General features: G+C 33.7%; 16 protein-coding genes. 8 read left to right on the forward strand and 8 right to left on the reverse strand.

Annotated elements, in window-relative coordinates:
* Positions 1-94: 94 nt before the first annotated feature.
* The 8 genes from rsmG to rpmH form a co-directional block, all read right to left on the reverse strand.
* The gene (rsmG, locus tag HMPREF1864_RS03110; RefSeq protein ID WP_062571388.1) at positions 95-787 is read right to left on the reverse strand and encodes a 16S rRNA (guanine(527)-N(7))-methyltransferase RsmG; all 693 of its coding nucleotides are present in this window, start codon (positions 785-787) and stop codon (positions 95-97) included.
* Positions 777-2,681, reverse strand: a complete 1,905-nt coding sequence (gene mnmG, locus HMPREF1864_RS03115) for a tRNA uridine-5-carboxymethylaminomethyl(34) synthesis enzyme MnmG (protein WP_062571389.1) — start codon at positions 2,679-2,681, stop codon at positions 777-779. The genes rsmG and mnmG overlap by 11 nt, the downstream gene beginning before the upstream one ends.
* Positions 2,682-2,687: 6 nt before the next feature.
* Positions 2,688-4,067, reverse strand: a complete 1,380-nt coding sequence (gene mnmE, locus HMPREF1864_RS03120; RefSeq protein WP_062571390.1) for a tRNA uridine-5-carboxymethylaminomethyl(34) synthesis GTPase MnmE — start codon at positions 4,065-4,067, stop codon at positions 2,688-2,690.
* A gap of 76 nt (positions 4,068-4,143) precedes the next feature.
* Positions 4,144-4,947, reverse strand: a complete 804-nt coding sequence (gene jag, locus HMPREF1864_RS03125; RefSeq protein ID WP_062571391.1) for an RNA-binding cell elongation regulator Jag/EloR — start codon at positions 4,945-4,947, stop codon at positions 4,144-4,146.
* Positions 4,947-5,681 carry a YidC/Oxa1 family membrane protein insertase gene (locus HMPREF1864_RS03130; protein WP_062571392.1) on the reverse strand — a complete coding sequence of 245 codons (735 nt, stop codon included), beginning with the start codon at positions 5,679-5,681 and terminating at the stop codon, positions 4,947-4,949. Before HMPREF1864_RS03130 ends, jag begins: the two co-directional genes overlap by 1 nt.
* An 18-nt stretch (positions 5,682-5,699) precedes the next feature.
* Positions 5,700-5,915, reverse strand: coding sequence for a membrane protein insertion efficiency factor YidD (gene yidD, locus HMPREF1864_RS03135; protein WP_062571393.1), 216 nt, complete (start codon positions 5,913-5,915; stop codon positions 5,700-5,702).
* Positions 5,912-6,247: a ribonuclease P protein component gene (rnpA, locus tag HMPREF1864_RS03140; protein ID WP_197415051.1), complete on the reverse strand. Its 336-nt coding sequence runs from the start codon at positions 6,245-6,247 to the stop codon at positions 5,912-5,914. The genes yidD and rnpA overlap by 4 nt, the downstream gene beginning before the upstream one ends.
* 8 nt (positions 6,248-6,255) lie before the next feature.
* Positions 6,256-6,393 carry a 50S ribosomal protein L34 gene (rpmH, locus tag HMPREF1864_RS03145; RefSeq protein ID WP_197407889.1) on the reverse strand — a complete coding sequence of 46 codons (138 nt, stop codon included), beginning with the start codon at positions 6,391-6,393 and terminating at the stop codon, positions 6,256-6,258.
* A gap of 429 nt (positions 6,394-6,822) precedes the next feature.
* On the opposite strand from rpmH, the gene dnaA reads away from it, so the two are divergent.
* From dnaA to HMPREF1864_RS03185, 8 genes are all read left to right on the forward strand, one after another.
* Positions 6,823-8,172, forward strand: a complete 1,350-nt coding sequence (dnaA, locus tag HMPREF1864_RS03150) for a chromosomal replication initiator protein DnaA (protein ID WP_062571395.1) — start codon at positions 6,823-6,825, stop codon at positions 8,170-8,172.
* Positions 8,173-8,321: 149 nt separating this feature from the next.
* Positions 8,322-9,416, forward strand: coding sequence for a DNA polymerase III subunit beta (gene dnaN / locus HMPREF1864_RS03155; protein ID WP_062571396.1), 1,095 nt, complete (start codon positions 8,322-8,324; stop codon positions 9,414-9,416).
* Between the two features lie 2 nt (positions 9,417-9,418).
* Positions 9,419-9,631 carry a S4 domain-containing protein YaaA gene (gene yaaA / locus HMPREF1864_RS03160; protein ID WP_062571397.1) on the forward strand — a complete coding sequence of 71 codons (213 nt, stop codon included), beginning with the start codon at positions 9,419-9,421 and terminating at the stop codon, positions 9,629-9,631.
* Positions 9,628-10,701, forward strand: a complete 1,074-nt coding sequence (gene recF / locus HMPREF1864_RS03165; protein ID WP_062571398.1) for a DNA replication/repair protein RecF — start codon at positions 9,628-9,630, stop codon at positions 10,699-10,701. Before yaaA ends, recF begins: the two co-directional genes overlap by 4 nt.
* Before the next feature lie 16 nt (positions 10,702-10,717).
* Complete coding sequence (gene gyrB, locus HMPREF1864_RS03170; RefSeq protein ID WP_062571399.1) at positions 10,718-12,631, forward strand: DNA topoisomerase (ATP-hydrolyzing) subunit B; 1,914 nt, start codon at positions 10,718-10,720, stop codon at positions 12,629-12,631.
* Positions 12,632-12,640: 9 nt separating this feature from the next.
* Complete coding sequence (gene gyrA, locus HMPREF1864_RS03175) at positions 12,641-15,070, forward strand: DNA gyrase subunit A (RefSeq protein ID WP_062571400.1); 2,430 nt, start codon at positions 12,641-12,643, stop codon at positions 15,068-15,070.
* Between the two features lie 8 nt (positions 15,071-15,078).
* Positions 15,079-15,390 carry an STAS domain-containing protein gene (locus tag HMPREF1864_RS03180; RefSeq protein WP_062571401.1) on the forward strand — a complete coding sequence of 104 codons (312 nt, stop codon included), beginning with the start codon at positions 15,079-15,081 and terminating at the stop codon, positions 15,388-15,390.
* Between the two features lies 1 nt (position 15,391).
* Positions 15,392-15,742 carry an ATP-binding protein gene (locus HMPREF1864_RS03185; protein ID WP_062571402.1) on the forward strand — a complete coding sequence of 117 codons (351 nt, stop codon included), beginning with the start codon at positions 15,392-15,394 and terminating at the stop codon, positions 15,740-15,742.
* Positions 15,743-15,744 lie beyond the last annotated feature (2 nt).

A 15,744-nucleotide genomic window follows, 5' to 3' on the forward strand; every position in this document is an offset into this window, starting at 1 on the left:
TTATTTCAAGTAAAAAATCTCACAAAAAAGGCTCCACGTGGAGCCTCATAATTTTGAAAAACTGTATATCTATTAAATTGTGTATTTTACAAGCTTATAGAGGAGACTTCCTTGGTTTACCTCCACCTCTTGGGTACTTCTCATCAGTAGATTTTACTTTTTTTATCATTATTATATAGTGGTCGATGTCATTGGGGAGGGGTGTGTGAATTATATTTTCAACTTCTCCACCCATAACCTCAATTGCCCTCTTGGCATTTTTTATTTCTTCCTTATACTCTGGACCCTTTTGAGATATAAAGTATCCTCCAACTTTTACAAAACCCATTGCATATTCCGCAAGAGTGGATAGGTTAGCGACAGCCCTTGATACCGCTACTTCGAATTGTTCTCTGTATTCATCTGTCCTTGCAATTTCTTCTGCTCTTGCATGGATTGCCCTTATGCCTTCAAGTTCCAAGTTCTCAATAACTCCATCTAAAAAGTCAATCCTTTTTCTTAATGAATCTAGTAGGGTAACATCAAGTTCTTCATTGTAGAGTTTTAAAGGAAGTCCAGGAAATCCTGCACCTGTTCCAATGTCTATTATCTTTTCACTGCCACTAAACTTCGCAGTCTTTAGTAGGCTTAAGCAATCCAAGAAGTGCTTTACATTGAATTCATCATCTTCAGTTATCCTAGTTAGATTTGTGTGTTGGTTATAGTCTAGGATTAGTTTTTTGTATCTCTCGTACTTGTCAATATTTTTTGTATCAAGACCGTATTCTTTGAAATAATCAACTAACATTTTTTCTCCTCATTTGTTCTAGGTGGATAAGTAAGACATTTATATCAGCTGGTGAAACTCCAGTGATTCTTGATGCTTGACCAATTGATTCTGGTCTAATATCAGATAGCTTTTCTTTTGCCTCTATTCTTAAACCCTCTATAGACTTGTAGTCTATATCTTTAGCAAGCTTTTTATTTTCAAGCTTCTTAAACTGTTTAATTTGAAGTTCTTGCTTCTTAATATATCCTTCGTATTTTATTTCAATTTCAATATTTCTTATTACATCATCACGAACAGGTGGCCTATCTGGGTCAAATACTGCTAATTTTTTATAATCAAGCTCTGGTCTCTTTATCATTTCATAAAGGCTAAAGGAATTTTGAGTTTCAGTGGATCCAAGAGATTCTAAGATTTTGTTGTTTTCAACTGTTGGGTTGATTTGTATTTTCTTGATTCTCTTCATTTCATCCTCAATAGCCTTCTTCCTATAAAGATATCCTTGGTATCTTTCATCGTCAACAAGTCCAATTTGTCTTCCTCTTTCTGTCAACCTAAGATCGGCGTTATCTTGCCTTAGAGTTAGCCTGTATTCAGCCCTTGAAGTCATCATCCTATAGGGTTCACGAGTTCCCTTAGTTACTAAGTCGTCAATGAGAACTCCAATATAAGCCTCTGACCTATCTAGGATAAAAGGATCCTTTCCTTGAACCTTTAGGGCAGCATTAATGCCTGCAACAATACCTTGGGCTCCCGCTTCTTCATATCCACTAGATCCATTGATTTGACCTGCAAAGAAGAGACCTTCATAGTCCATATGCTCAAGACTTCTCTTTAAAAGCGTTGCATCAATTGCATCATATTCTATTGCATAGGCTGGTCTTAGAATCTTGCAATTTTCCATCCCAATAATTTCCTTATAAAACTCGTGTTGAACTTCAACAGGTAGGGAGGATGAAACACCTTGAATATACATTTCATCAGTAGTAAGGCCCTCTGGCTCAATGAAAACTTGGTGAGAATCCCTGTCTGCAAACCTCATAACCTTGTCTTCAATTGATGGACAATATCTTGGACCTTTTCCTTCAATATCTCCAAGGGCTAGGGCAGATCTTTTTATGTTATTTCTTATAATTTCGTGACACTTCTTAGTTGTGTAGGTCAAATAGCAGAGTTCTTGGTGTACATCATATTTCTTGTCAATATTTAAGAAAGAAAATGGGATAATTTCTTCATCTCCAGTTTGCTCAGTCATTACTGAAAAGTCTATAGACTTTCTTAGGACCCTTGCTGGTGTACCAGTTTTAAGCCTTTGAAGTTTCATACCAAAGTCTTCTTCCAAACTTGAAGATAGGTGGTTGGCAGGTCCAAAACCTGAAGGACCTGATGAAAAGTTAACTTCTCCCATAAAAATCCTTGCCCTAAGGTAGGTCCCACTACAAATTACAACAGCCTTAGCCTTGTATTTTGAGCCGTTTCTTGTGAGAACTCCTGTTACCTTATTACCTTCTTTTAAGATTTTTATAGCCTCATCTTCCACAAGATAGAGGTTTTCTTCATTTTCAAGAACCCTCTTCATCTCATCGTGATATTTTCTCTTATCAGCCTGAACCCTAAGTGAATGGACTGCAGGTCCCTTGGAAGTGTTGAGCATCTTGGATTGGATAAAGGCCTTGTCAATATTTTTTGCCATTTCTCCGCCAAGGGCGTCAATCTCACGAACCAGGTGACCCTTTCCAGTGCCCCCAATATTTGGGTTGCAACTAAGTTGTGCAACTGAATCTAAATTTATACATAATAGGAGGGTCTTTGCACCAAGTCTTGCAGAGGCAAGGGCAGCTTCACTGCCAGCATGGCCTGCTCCAATGACTACTGTGTCAAAGTCTCCTGCTTCATAATATCTAACTTCTGACATCTTTACCTACTTTCCTATACAAAAATCAGAAAATACCCTGTCTAAAATATCTTCTGTTGTAATTGTTCCTGTTATTTCAGAAATGTGTCCTATGACATTTTCTAGGTCAACTTCAATTAAATCTAAAAAGACCCTTTCCTTTAGGCTCTCATTTACCTCTAGAAGAGCTTTTTTTGCTTCCTTTAAGGCATTTATATGTCTTATGTTAGAAAGTATTGAATCTGAAGAGATTTGAAGTTCTCCATCAAAGAAGAGGTCTATAATTAAGTTTTCTATCTTTTTAACTGACTTATTCTCCATCACTGAAAGTCTTAAATAATCATCTTTGAAATATTTTTCAATTTCTTCATCAGAAATTTTTTGATCAAGGTCATCCTTATTTAAAATAGTGATATGCTTCTTTCCCTTTATAAGTTTTAAGATTTCTTCATCGTCCTTATCAAAGTCACGAGAAATATCAAAGATAGCAATAACAAGGTCAGCTTCCTTTAGCTTTTCTCTTGCAATATTAACACCTATCTTTTCAACTTCGTCATCAGTTTCTCTAATTCCTGCTGTATCAGTGATCTTTAATAGGACCCCATCAAGGTTAATATAGTCTTCAATAATATCCCTAGTTGTTCCAGCTATATCTGTAACTATGGCCCTGTCATATTTTAAGAGCCCATTTAATAGGGAAGACTTGCCAACATTTGGCTTTCCAAGAATTACTGTGTTGATTCCATCTCTTAGGAGCCTTGAGTTCTTTGAATTATCCAAGAGATTATCCATCTTTTCTAAGATTTTGCCTGACCTTTCCATTAGGTCATGGTAGGCAGCATCCTCTATGTCCTCATCAGGAAAATCGATGTTAGCAACTATAAGGGCCTGCATAGACACAAGCTCGTCCTTTAGTTTATTTAAAACTTCACTTAAGGCACCACTCAATTGATTTAGACCCATATCGAAGGATATATCAGTCTTTGCCTTAATCATATCAATTACAGCTTCAGCTTGAGTTAAGTCAATCCTTCCATTTAAGAAGCCTCTCTTAGTAAACTCACCCTTTTCTGCAAGTCTTGCTCCCTTGGATAAGATTAGACTTAAAATCCTTTTAACGGATACTACACCACCATGGCAGTGTACTTCAATGATGTCCTCTGCAGTATAGGAGTGAGGTCCCTTCATCTTAACAACTAAAACCTCATCGATTAACTTGTCGCCATCTACTATGTGACCATATAAAAATTTCCTATTCTCTGCCTCTGCCATCTTTTTTCCAATGGCAGAAACAAAAATTTTATCTATTATATTAACTGAATCATCGCCACTCATTCTTACTATTGCAATGCCGGCCTCACCGATTGCAGTAGAAATAGCGGCTATAGTATCATTTAAATTTGCCATTTTATCATTCCTTTTAGATTATATTACTACAATTATTTCAAATAAAAAAGAAGGCTTTTAAATAAAGCCCTCTTCATTAATATTTTCTCTCTTTTTGAATTACTACTTTTCTAAAAGGATCCTTTCCTTCTGAATGAGTAAGTACTCCTTCAAAATCTTGTAAAGCTGTGTGGATAATCTTTCTTTCATAAGAATTCATAGGTTCAAGCTTAATTGACCTACCAGTCTTTAATACCTTGTTGGCCATTTTGCCAGCAAGACTTTCTAGAGTCTTCTTCCTCTTATCCCTGTAGCCACTAGAGTCAAGATTAACTCTAATGTATCTTGAAGATTTTTTATTAACAATTAAGTTTAAAATATATTGGATGGAATCAAGAGTTACACCCCTTTTTCCAATTAAAATTCCAAGTCTATTTTCATCTCCATTGATATTTACGTTTAGAGTATTATCTTCTAATTCCATTTCCACAATATTATCAAGTTCAAGAGTTTCAAGAATTTTTTCTAAGAATTCTCTTGCAGCACTTATGATTCCTTCATTTTCTTCATCAAGTGTCTTTATGACTTCTTCCATATTAAATTCATCTGTGGAAACTTCTTCTTTTTCGAATTCAAGTTCATCATCAGTGTTATGAACTACTTCTTGGCTCGTCTCTGGTTCAATTTCTTCATTAAATATTTCATTTAAGATACTTTTTGTTTCATCTACCTTAGGCCAAACTTTAACAGTGGCATCCTTAGAACCAATAAGTCCCAAGAAACCCTTTTGACCTTCATCAAGGACTTCAATCTCAGCATTTTCTATTGTAATATTTAATTCACTTAGAGCCTCTCTTACTGCTTCATCTACGGTTTTACCCGTTTTAATTACATAATTCATTACTTGTCCTTAACCTCAACTTCTTCAATTTCATCTTCTACAATCTTATTAGTTATGAGCTGTTGACCTATTGAAAAAATATTGGAAACAGTCCAATAAATTACAAGTCCTGCTGCATATTTTCTTGCCATTGAAAAAATTAAAATTGGCATTACAACCATCATAGTAGACATCATTGACTTAGCTTGATCAGCTCCTGCTCCTTGAGTTGCAGGGTTCTTAGTAGTAATAAAAGATACTAAGAAAGTCGTAGCCGCTGCTATAATAGGTAAAATTAAAGTTTTATCAGCATGATCAATATTTTTTATATAAAAGAAATTCTTGTTCATGGCTTCGTAAAAACCTGGATCTGTAAAAGCGAAGGTTTGTGGGTTCAAAAAGACCCTGTAAAAAGCAATTAACACAACCATAGTGATGACCATTGGAAGACATCCTCCAGCCATATTATAGTTGTTATCCTTATAAAGTTTTTGTTGCTTTGCAGCCAAAGTTTGTGGGTCATTTTTGTACTTCGTTTGAATTTTTTTAAGCTCTGGTTGAAGTTTTGCCATCTTCTTTTGATTTTTCATTTGAGAAACATTTAGTGGCAAAATTAAAAGCTTAATAATAATAGTTGCAATTATAATTGAAAGTGCAAAAAATGAAATTGCAGTAGGTTCTTGTGGCATAATCGCTGCTAGCCCATCATAGATGAACTTAACAAAAGTACCTAGTATAGTACTAATTAATCGCATTAATAATTTCCTCCAAATTTAAATGAGAGGATCGTATCCGCCCTTATGGAAGGGATTACACTTTAAGATTCTTCTTATAGTTAAATAAGTTCCCTTAAAAAATCCATACTTCTTATAGGCTTCATAGCTGTATTGTGAACAAGTGGGTTCGAACCTACAGTGTCTTCCTGGAAGAATATAGGTTGAGATAAACCTTTGATAAAATCTTATTAAAAGCATACAAATTTTACTCATTTAACCATCTTCTTTTGTCTTTTTAAAACAGAAAAAAAAGAATTCTTAAAGTCTTTAAAGTCTGAATCACATGCATCCTTTTTTGCAACGAATACATAATCATATCCAGGCTCTATATTATGAGAATTCTCTCTTAAAAGGTGTTTTAATCTTCTTCTAACAAAATTTCTATTTACTGCATTGCCAATTTTCTTTGTGGCAGTTATACCAAACCTGGAATAGTCCCTGTTGTTATTGGCAGTAAAAAGAGTAATGTATCTAGATCCAGAAATCTTCTTATTAGAATAAACCCTTTGAAATTCACTATTCTTTTTTAAATAACAATCCTTCATTATAAAACCTAAGCTGAAAGTTTCTTTCTGCCCTTTCTTCTTCTTGCTTTAATTACGGCTCTACCTGCTCTAGTTCTCATTCTTGCACGAAAACCGTGTTCCCTTTTTCTTTGTTTATTTTTTGGTTGATAAGTTCTTTTCAAAATTCTCACCTCTTTCTATCCTTATCATTTTATTTACAAATGCAGATCTTGTCAAGTAATATAGACAATTAAATGAAATTTTAAGCTATAAAATCTAAAAAAGAAAAATTTAGCAAAAAGTCCTCCAAAGCCTTCTTGTTGATAAGTCCCCTGGTATTTGTTAAAATATATGTGGATAATTGTGGCTTATATGTAGATAATAATAAGGCTGTTTATAAATAAAGTTATTAACAATCTGTTGATAAGATGTTGATAGTTTTATTTTTATTTTCTAAAAAATTGTCATTTACACTTTTTTAAAGCTTAACTATCAACATTATCACTAAATTCATAGTGTTTATATCTACTTATCCACAAACTTAATCACAATTGTAAATATAATTATGAACTGTTATTTATCAACAATAAAAAAATTGTTAATAAGGAGGAAATATGGACAAGGAACTTTCCACTATGTGGGAGTCTTTCTTAAAAGAACTTGAAAAGAAATCTATGTCTCAAGTTACATACTCCACTTGGTTTTCCAGAATGCTTCCAAAATCAATTGATTATGATGAAAAGAAAATCATCATAACAGTTCCTTCACCCTTCATTAGGGACTATCTCGTAAATAACAAGAGGCACTTCGACCTAGTAGGTGAAGCTCTAAAAGAAATTACGGGAATTGATTTTGATATCAGCATAATTTCAGAAGACGAAGCAACTGATCAGAACCCAGCAGGCCTTGTAAATAAGAATTTTTTAAGCGTGTCAAGGCTAAATCCAAAGTATACCTTTGAAACCTTTGTAGTGGGTAAGAGCAACGAATTTGCCCATGCAGCAGCTCTGGCAGTCTCTGAAAACTATGAAAATCCGCAAAATGCCTTTTCAAATCCCCTCTTCATCTATGGAGGCGTTGGACTTGGAAAAACCCATTTAATGCATGCAATTGGACATTTTGTACTAGAACAAGATCCTACTAAGAAGATTTTATACGTGACAAGTGAGCAATTTACCAACGAGCTCATAAATTCAATCCAAACTAATAAAAATGAAGAATTTAGAAACAAATACAGGAAGGTTGACCTTCTACTAATTGACGATATCCAGTTTATAGCTGATAAGGACAGGACTCAGGAAGAGTTTTTCCATACCTTTAATGAGCTCCATGAGCAAAATAAGCAAATTGTCCTAACATCTGATAAACCACCAAAGGAAATTAAGAGTCTTGAAGAAAGGCTTATTTCCAGGTTTGCCTGGGGTCTTGTAGTAGATATTGGGCCTCCAGACCTTGAAACTAGAATTGCAATTTTGAGAAAAAAGGCAGATTCTGAAGGATTTGAGGTATCTCAAGAGGTAATGACCTTTATTGCTGAAAATGTAAGAAGTAATATTAGGGAGCTAGAAGGGGCATTATCACGAGTTATGGCCTATTCTAAGCTTACAGATTCAGATATTTCCGTTGAATCTGCTGCTATAGTCCTTAGGGATATCTACGAAACTAAGGCAAAAAAACAAATTACTGCAGAATACATTAAGGCAGAAGTTGCAAAAAAATACGGACTAAATCTTGATGATTTTAATTCTAGAAAAAGGACCAAGGCTATAGCCTATCCAAGACAAATAGCCATGTATATAACAAGAGAATTAACAGATCTTAGCCTTCCCAAGATAGGAGATGTCTTTGGTGGCCGTGACCACTCCACTGTTATTCATGCCTACGATAAAATAAGTAAGGATTTAGAAGATGATCCCATATTTAAAATTGAGATTACTAATTTAATAAAAGAGATTAAATCTTAGTTGTTGATAAGTTTTTTTTTAGTGGCAATCTTATCCACAACTTATCAAGAATAAATTTTATTGAAAGTTATAAGTTTAGGGAACTTATTAACAAATCCACAAGCCCTACTACTATTACTAATTAATATACTATTTTCTAGGAGGAAAAAATGCTAATAAAGGTTAACAGAAAAGAACTGACAAAACACATTTCCATAGTTCAAAAAGCAATTTCTCAAAGAACAACTATGCAAATACTTGAAGGTATAAAAATATCAGCTAAGAATAATACCCTAACTCTTACTGCAACTGACACAGAAATAAGTATAAAAACTGAACTTAATGCCATTGTTGAAAGAGAAGGCGAAATAGTAATAAATTCAAGACTATTTGGTGACATTATAAGAAAACTTGAAAATGACATAATAAATATAAATGTAGAAAATTACATGATGAACCTTAAATGTGGGGATTCAATATTTAATTTATCAACACAAAAGGCTGATGAATATCCTGACCTACCAAAGGTAGAAGAAAATATTTCTATAGATATATCTGCCAAGGACTTAAAAAACATTGTAAAGAAAACTACTTTTGCAGTTTCCAACGACGAATCTAGAATTGTCTTTACAGGTGTCCTAATGGATATAAAGAAAAACTACATTAATTTTGTTGCCCTAGATGGTTTTAGGATGGCAATCCAAAGACTTGAAAAGGAAACTGGAATAGAAAATTCTATTATTATCCCTTCAAGGTCTTTAAATGAACTTGTAAAGATTATTGATGATGAAGAAGATCTTAAGTTAAATATATCAAGAAATAATATTGTCTTTAACTTTAATAACACTGTATTTTATTCAACTTTACTAAGTGGAGATTTCTTTAGCTACAGTGCTCTTTTAAGAGATGAACACAAGATTTCTACATCTGTATCAAAAAGAGAATTTCAACTTGCAGTGGAAAGGGCATCTCTTCTTGCAAGAGAAGACAGGGCCAACCTAATAAAGTTAAATGTTAAGGAAAATTATATCGATATAAAGAGTAATTCTGAAATTGGAGATGTTTTCGAAAAAGTTAAGACATCAGAACATGAAGAAAGTTTAGATATTGCTTTTAATTCAAGATATATTTTAGATGGGGTTAAGATTCTAGAATCAGAAGAAATTGTCCTTAATTTTACTGATTCAGTAAACCCTCTAATAATTACAGAAAAAGAAGATGATTCCTATATATATCTTGTCTTACCAGTAAGACTTGCGGGGTAATTATGGAAACTATAAAAATAAACACTGAGTTTATAAAACTAGACTCCTTCCTTAAGCTAACAAACCTTTGTGAATTAGGTGGTCTTGCCAAGACCCTAATTCAAGAAGGAGAAGTTATGGTTAATGGAGAAGTTGAAACTAGGAGAGGAAAAAAATTATATAAGGGAGATAAAATTTCTTTCCAAGGAAATGATTTTATAATTGGTGAAAAATGAAACTCAAGTATCTAAGACTTTTTAATTTTAGAAATTACAAGGGTTTAGATTTTGTTCCAGGTGAAAATATAAATGTCCTCTACGGTCTAAATGCTTCGGGAAAGACCAACTTGTTAGAATCTATCTACATGTCTATAAGGGCGACTTCCTTTAGAAGCTTAAAAGATTATGACCTTATTAATATAGGTGAAAATTCATCAAGTATCATTACAAGATATATTACTGAAGACTACAAGGACGACTACAGGATTGAAATTTCAAAATTTGAAAACAAAAAACTTTTTATAAACGACGACAAGGTAAATACTAAGGAATACAGAAAATCAAGATTTGTTGTACTTTTTAATCCTGAAGATCTAAATATAATAAAATATTCACCTAAGGAAAGAAGAAAATTCTTAGACGATTTGCTTTCAAATATTGACCTGAATTACGATTTTTATATGTACAAGTACAGGAGGCTCTTGTTTGAGAGAAACAAGCTCCTCAAGATGAATATGGACAGAAATCTATTAGATGTCTATGACAGAGAAATCGTAAGAAATGGGACAAAGATAATTATAATGAGGCTAAAGACTATTAAAAAGTTAAATGAAATTGCCAAAAAACATTATAAAAATTTATCGGGAGACGACCTAAATATAACTTATCTATCCACAGTTCCTGTCTTTGTTGACGAGGGAGAACTCATGGAAAATTATTTTAGGATATTAAAAGAAGCTCTCCCAAAGGATCTTGAGAAGAGATACACAACAATTGGACCCCACAGAGATGACTTGGACTTCAAGATAAATAAATTTTCATCTAAATCTTATGGGTCTCAAGGGGAACAAAGATCTATAGTCTTGAGTTTAAAATTAGCTGAAGCAGATCTCATAAGAGATTTATATAAAACAAAACCTCTACTTTTACTTGACGATGTCTTTTCAGAAATCGACTTCAAGAGAAGTAGATACTTATTACATTCACTAAAAGATTTACAGACCTTCATCACCACAACCGAGGCAGACGAATTTTTAAAATCTGTTGATGCTAATTTTTATAGGGTGAGCCAAGGTAGAATTTTGTAAAAGAATAGGAGAAAAAATGGCAAAGGATAAAAGACACTATGACGCGTCGGATATACAGGTCTTAGAAGGATTAGAACCCGTTAGAAAAAGACCGGGTATGTATATTGGATCTACTGGCCCAAGAGGTCTACACCACTTAGTTTATGAGATTGTAGATAACTCTATTGATGAGGCTCTTGCCGGTATATGTGATCATATTATTATTAAAATAAATAAAAATGGAAGCGTTGAAATAACTGATAATGGTTCAGGTATACCAGTTGATATCCATCCACAAACAGGTAAGTCTACAGTAGAAACTGTTCTTACTATACTTCACGCAGGTGGTAAGTTTGACAACTCTGCCTACAAGGTTTCTGGTGGACTTCATGGGGTTGGTGTATCTGTAGTTAACGCCCTTTCCAATAAATTAGTTGCAACTGTAAAAAGAAATGGAAAAATCTACAGACAAGAATTCTCTAAGGGTATTAGAAAAAGTGAACTTGAAGTTATTGGAGAAACTAAGAAAGAGGATACTGGTACAACAATTTACTTCGAACCAGACGATACAATATTTGAAACAGTAGAATTTTCTGATGAAGTTTTAGCTAAGAGATTTAGGGAAATGGCCTTCCTAAATAAGGGAATAAAAATTGAATTTATAGATGAAAGAAAAGACCTAAAGGAAGTATTCCATTATGAAGGTGGAATTAAGTCCTTTGTTGAATTTATAAATGCAAAGAAAAAGCCAGTTCATGATGAAATCATCTACATAGATGAAATTAGGGAAGAAACAGCAATTGAAATTGCTATCCAATACACAGATTCCTATTCAGAAGTTGTGCTTTCTTTTGCAAATAATATTAACACTGAAGAGGGTGGAACCCACCTATCAGGTTTTAGGTCAGCCCTAACAAGGACCCTAAATGATTATGGTAGAAAAAATAATATTATAAAGGAAAAGGAAGAGAACCTATCTGGTGAAGATGTAAGAGAAGGTATTTCTGCAGTTATAAGTGTAAAGCTACCTGATCCACAATTTGAAGGACAAACTAAGGCGAAACTAGGAAATTCAGAAACTAGGGGAGTTGTAGATTCAGTTTTATCTGAAGACTTAGCAGTTTTCTTGGAAGAAAATCCAAAAGTTGGAAAGCAAATCCTAGACAAGGCCCTATCAGCAAGACGTGCAAGAGAAGCAGCTAGAAAGGCAAGAGACCTTACAAGAAAGAAAAATAATCTTGAGTCCATGACTCTTCCTGGTAAACTTGCAGACTGTCAAAATGATGATCCAAAGAGAAATGAAATCTTCCTAGTCGAAGGTAATTCCGCTGGTGGTTCTGCAAAAGATGGCAGGGACTCAGCCTACCAAGCAATCCTTCCTCTAAGAGGTAAGATTATGAACGTTGAAAAGGCAAGACTTGATAAGATGCTTAACTCTTCAGAAATTCGTGCCATGATAACAGCCTTTGGAACAGGAATTGGAGAAGAATTCGATTTAGAAAAATTAAGATACGACAAGATCATAATTATGACCGATGCCGATGTTGACGGTGCCCACATTATGACTCTTTTACTCACATTTTTCTTTAGATATATGAAGCCACTTATTGAAGAAGGTCACGTTTATGTTGCCCAAGCTCCACTTTATGGAATTGAAAAGGGAACTAAGATTTTAAGATATTGCCACAATGAAAAGGAACTTAGACTTGCCCTAAAGGAATACAAGGACTCTAAGGTAAATATAAAGAGGTACAAGGGTCTTGGTGAAATGGACCCAGAACAACTTTGGGAAACTACAATGAACCCAGACAACAGACTTCTTTTAAAGGTAAATATCGACGACTTAACAGAAGCTGATGATACTTTCTCAATTTTAATGGGAACAGAAGTTGAACCAAGAAGAGACTTTATAACAGAAAATGCAGTTTACGCTGATTATATAGATGCATAGGAGTAAACCATGAGTGAAAATAATATTATAGAATCAGGAATACTTGATGTAGATATTAATAAAAAGATGAGGTCTTCTTATCTTGATTATTCAATGTCTGTAATTGTTGCAAGAGCACTTCCTGATGTACGTGATGGACTAAAACCAGTCCACAGAAGAATTTTATATGGAATGCAGGGACTTAATCTTGCATCCAATGGACCTTATAGAAAGTCAGCAAGACTTGTTGGGGATGTAATGGGTAAGTATCACCCTCATGGTGACTCATCTATTTACGAAGCAACAGTTAGACTTGCACAAGACTTTAATACTAGATACACCCTAGTTGATGGTCAAGGTAACTTTGGTAACATCGACGGTGACGGGGCTGCAGCTATGCGTTACACAGAAGTTAGGATGACCAAGCTTGCAGAAGAAATGCTAAGGGATATTAATAAGGAAACTGTTGATTTTGTTCCAAATTTTGATGAAAACGAAAAGGAACCTACAATACTTCCAGCAAGATTTCCAAATCTATTGGTAAATGGATCCAGTGGTATTGCCGTAGGTATGGCTACAAATATGCCTCCTCACAATATGAATGAGTCCATTGACGGAATTATAGCCTACATTGACAATGATGAAATTTCTATTGCCGAACTTAATCAAATTATAAAGGGACCAGACTTTCCTACAGGTGCTCAAATTATGGGAACTGATGGGATTAAAGAAGCCTACGAAACTGGAAGAGGAAAGATAACTGTAAGGGCAGTTGCTGAAATTAAATCCTTTAAGAACAATCGTGAAAAAATTGTAATAACAGAACTTCCTTATCAAGTTAACAAGTCTGCACTTATTATGAAGATTGCAGACCTTGCAAAGAACAAGGTTATTGATGGAATTTCAAATATCACTGATGCCTCAAATAGAAAGGGCATCAATATAATTGTTGAACTAAAAAGAGATGCTAATGCAGAAGTTGTTTTAAATAAGCTTTACAAAAACACTCAAATGCAAACAACTTTTGGGATTATAAATCTTGCCTTAGTAAATGGAAGACCAGAAATCTTAAACCTTAAACAAATTATTAGATACTATGTAGACCACCAAGTTGAAGTTGTAACTAGAAGGACAAAGTTTGACCTAGACAAAGCAGAAAAGAGAGCCCACATTGTTGAAGGTCTTTTTATAGCTCTTGACAATATTGATAGGATTATAAAAATTGTTAGGGGATCTAAGGATGACAAGGAAGCAAAGGAAAAGTTCTACGAAGAATTTAAATTAACAGATGAACAATCCCAAGCTATCTTGGACATGAGGATTAGAAGACTTACAGGACTTGAAAGAGATAGACTTGAAGCTGAATATGAAAAACTTCAAGCTGACATCAAGTGGTTTAAGGAAATCTTAGAAAATAATGACGTTCTTATGAATCTTATCAAGGATGAACTTCTTGAAATAAAAGAAAAATATGGCGATTTAAGAAGAACTGTAATCTCACATGGTAGAACTGATATAGAAATTGAAGACATTATAAAGAAAGAGGATGTTGTTATAACTCTTACTCAATTTGGCTATATCAAGAGGATGAGCGAGGGAACTTATAAGCCACAAAAAAGAGGTGGCAGGGGAGTTTCTTCTGGCAATATGAGGGACAAGGACTTTGTTAAAGAATTATTTGTAACTTCTACTCATGATATGATTTTATTCTTCACATCTCTTGGAAATGTCTTTAAATTAAAGGCTTATGAAATTCCAGAAGACTCTAGGACATCAAGGGGTACTGCCATAATTAACCTACTTGACCTAAGTGAAGATGAAAGGGTAACTTCAATAATACCTGTTAAAGAATATGACCCAGATCTTAACTTCTTAATGGTAACTGAAAAGGGACTTATTAAGAGGACTCCATTTAAGGATTATAAAAATATTAGAAAATCTGGTATCATTGCTATAAAATTAAATGAAGGTGACAAATTAATTGACGTTCATTTGACTAAAGATGATGAAGATGTAATACTTGTAACTAAAAAGGGTCTATCAATTAGATTTAATGAAGAACAAGTTAGAAAATCTGGTAGAAACTCCATGGGAGTTAAGTCCATTGACCTTGATAAGGATGACATTGTAGTTTCATCTGATCTTGTAGTAGATGACAAGTACCTTCTTGTTATATCAGAAAATGGTTATGGAAAATTAACTGAAATAAATAAATACAGACCACAAAACAGGGGTGGTAAGGGACTTCTAACTTACAAGATTACAAATAAAACAGGATATGTAGCTTCAGCTGCTGTAGTAGAAAAAGAAGATGATGTTATGATAATTGCAAATTCTGGAATTATTATAAGAATCCTAACTGAAGACATCTCTGTCCAAGGAAGAAACACATCTGGTGTTAAACTTATGAATTTAACAGATGCAAAAGTTGTAGCTGTTGCAAATTATATTGGAGACTAGGAGGCCTTATGGAATTTAAATTAGAGGCAAAAAATACTGACGAATTTTTGGTAATGTATCCAAAGGGAGAACTTGACGTTTATAATACAAAAAATTTCAAGGAAAAATCTATGAAGTTTTATGAAAAGGATAAAAAGGACATTTTGTTTGACTGTAAAGAGCTAGAATACCTAGACTCTACAGGTCTTGGTTCTCTTATCTACATCTTAAAGGAAGTGGAAAAGGAAGGCCATAAAATTGTAATTGAAAACCTAAATCCTTCAATAATGAAACTCTTTAAGATAACAAAACTTGAAGATATGTTTGAAATCAGGGGGTAGTATGGATACTTTAAAATATCAAATACCCAATGATGCCAAATATTTTTCTACAGTTAGACTTATGCTTTCAGGTATCTTAAACATCCTAAATAGAGATATTGAAGAAATAGAAGATATAAAAATGGCTGTGACAGAAAGTTTAAATATTTGTCACGAGTTAACTAAAGATAACCACATAGACTTGGTTTTTGAAATAGAAGAAGATAAAAATATAAAAATTTGTGTAAGTGAAATTAGCGAGGAAAAATTAGAAGCATCTGATGACCTATCTCTTGCAAAGACTATTATAGATTGTCTTGTAGATGAATCTTATTTTGATGGAAGTAAATTTATTTTATCTAAAAAATTATAAGG

Source organism: Peptoniphilus sp. DNF00840 (assembly GCF_001553125.1).
Lineage (GTDB): Bacteria > Bacillota > Clostridia > Tissierellales > Peptoniphilaceae > Peptoniphilus_A > Peptoniphilus_A vaginalis.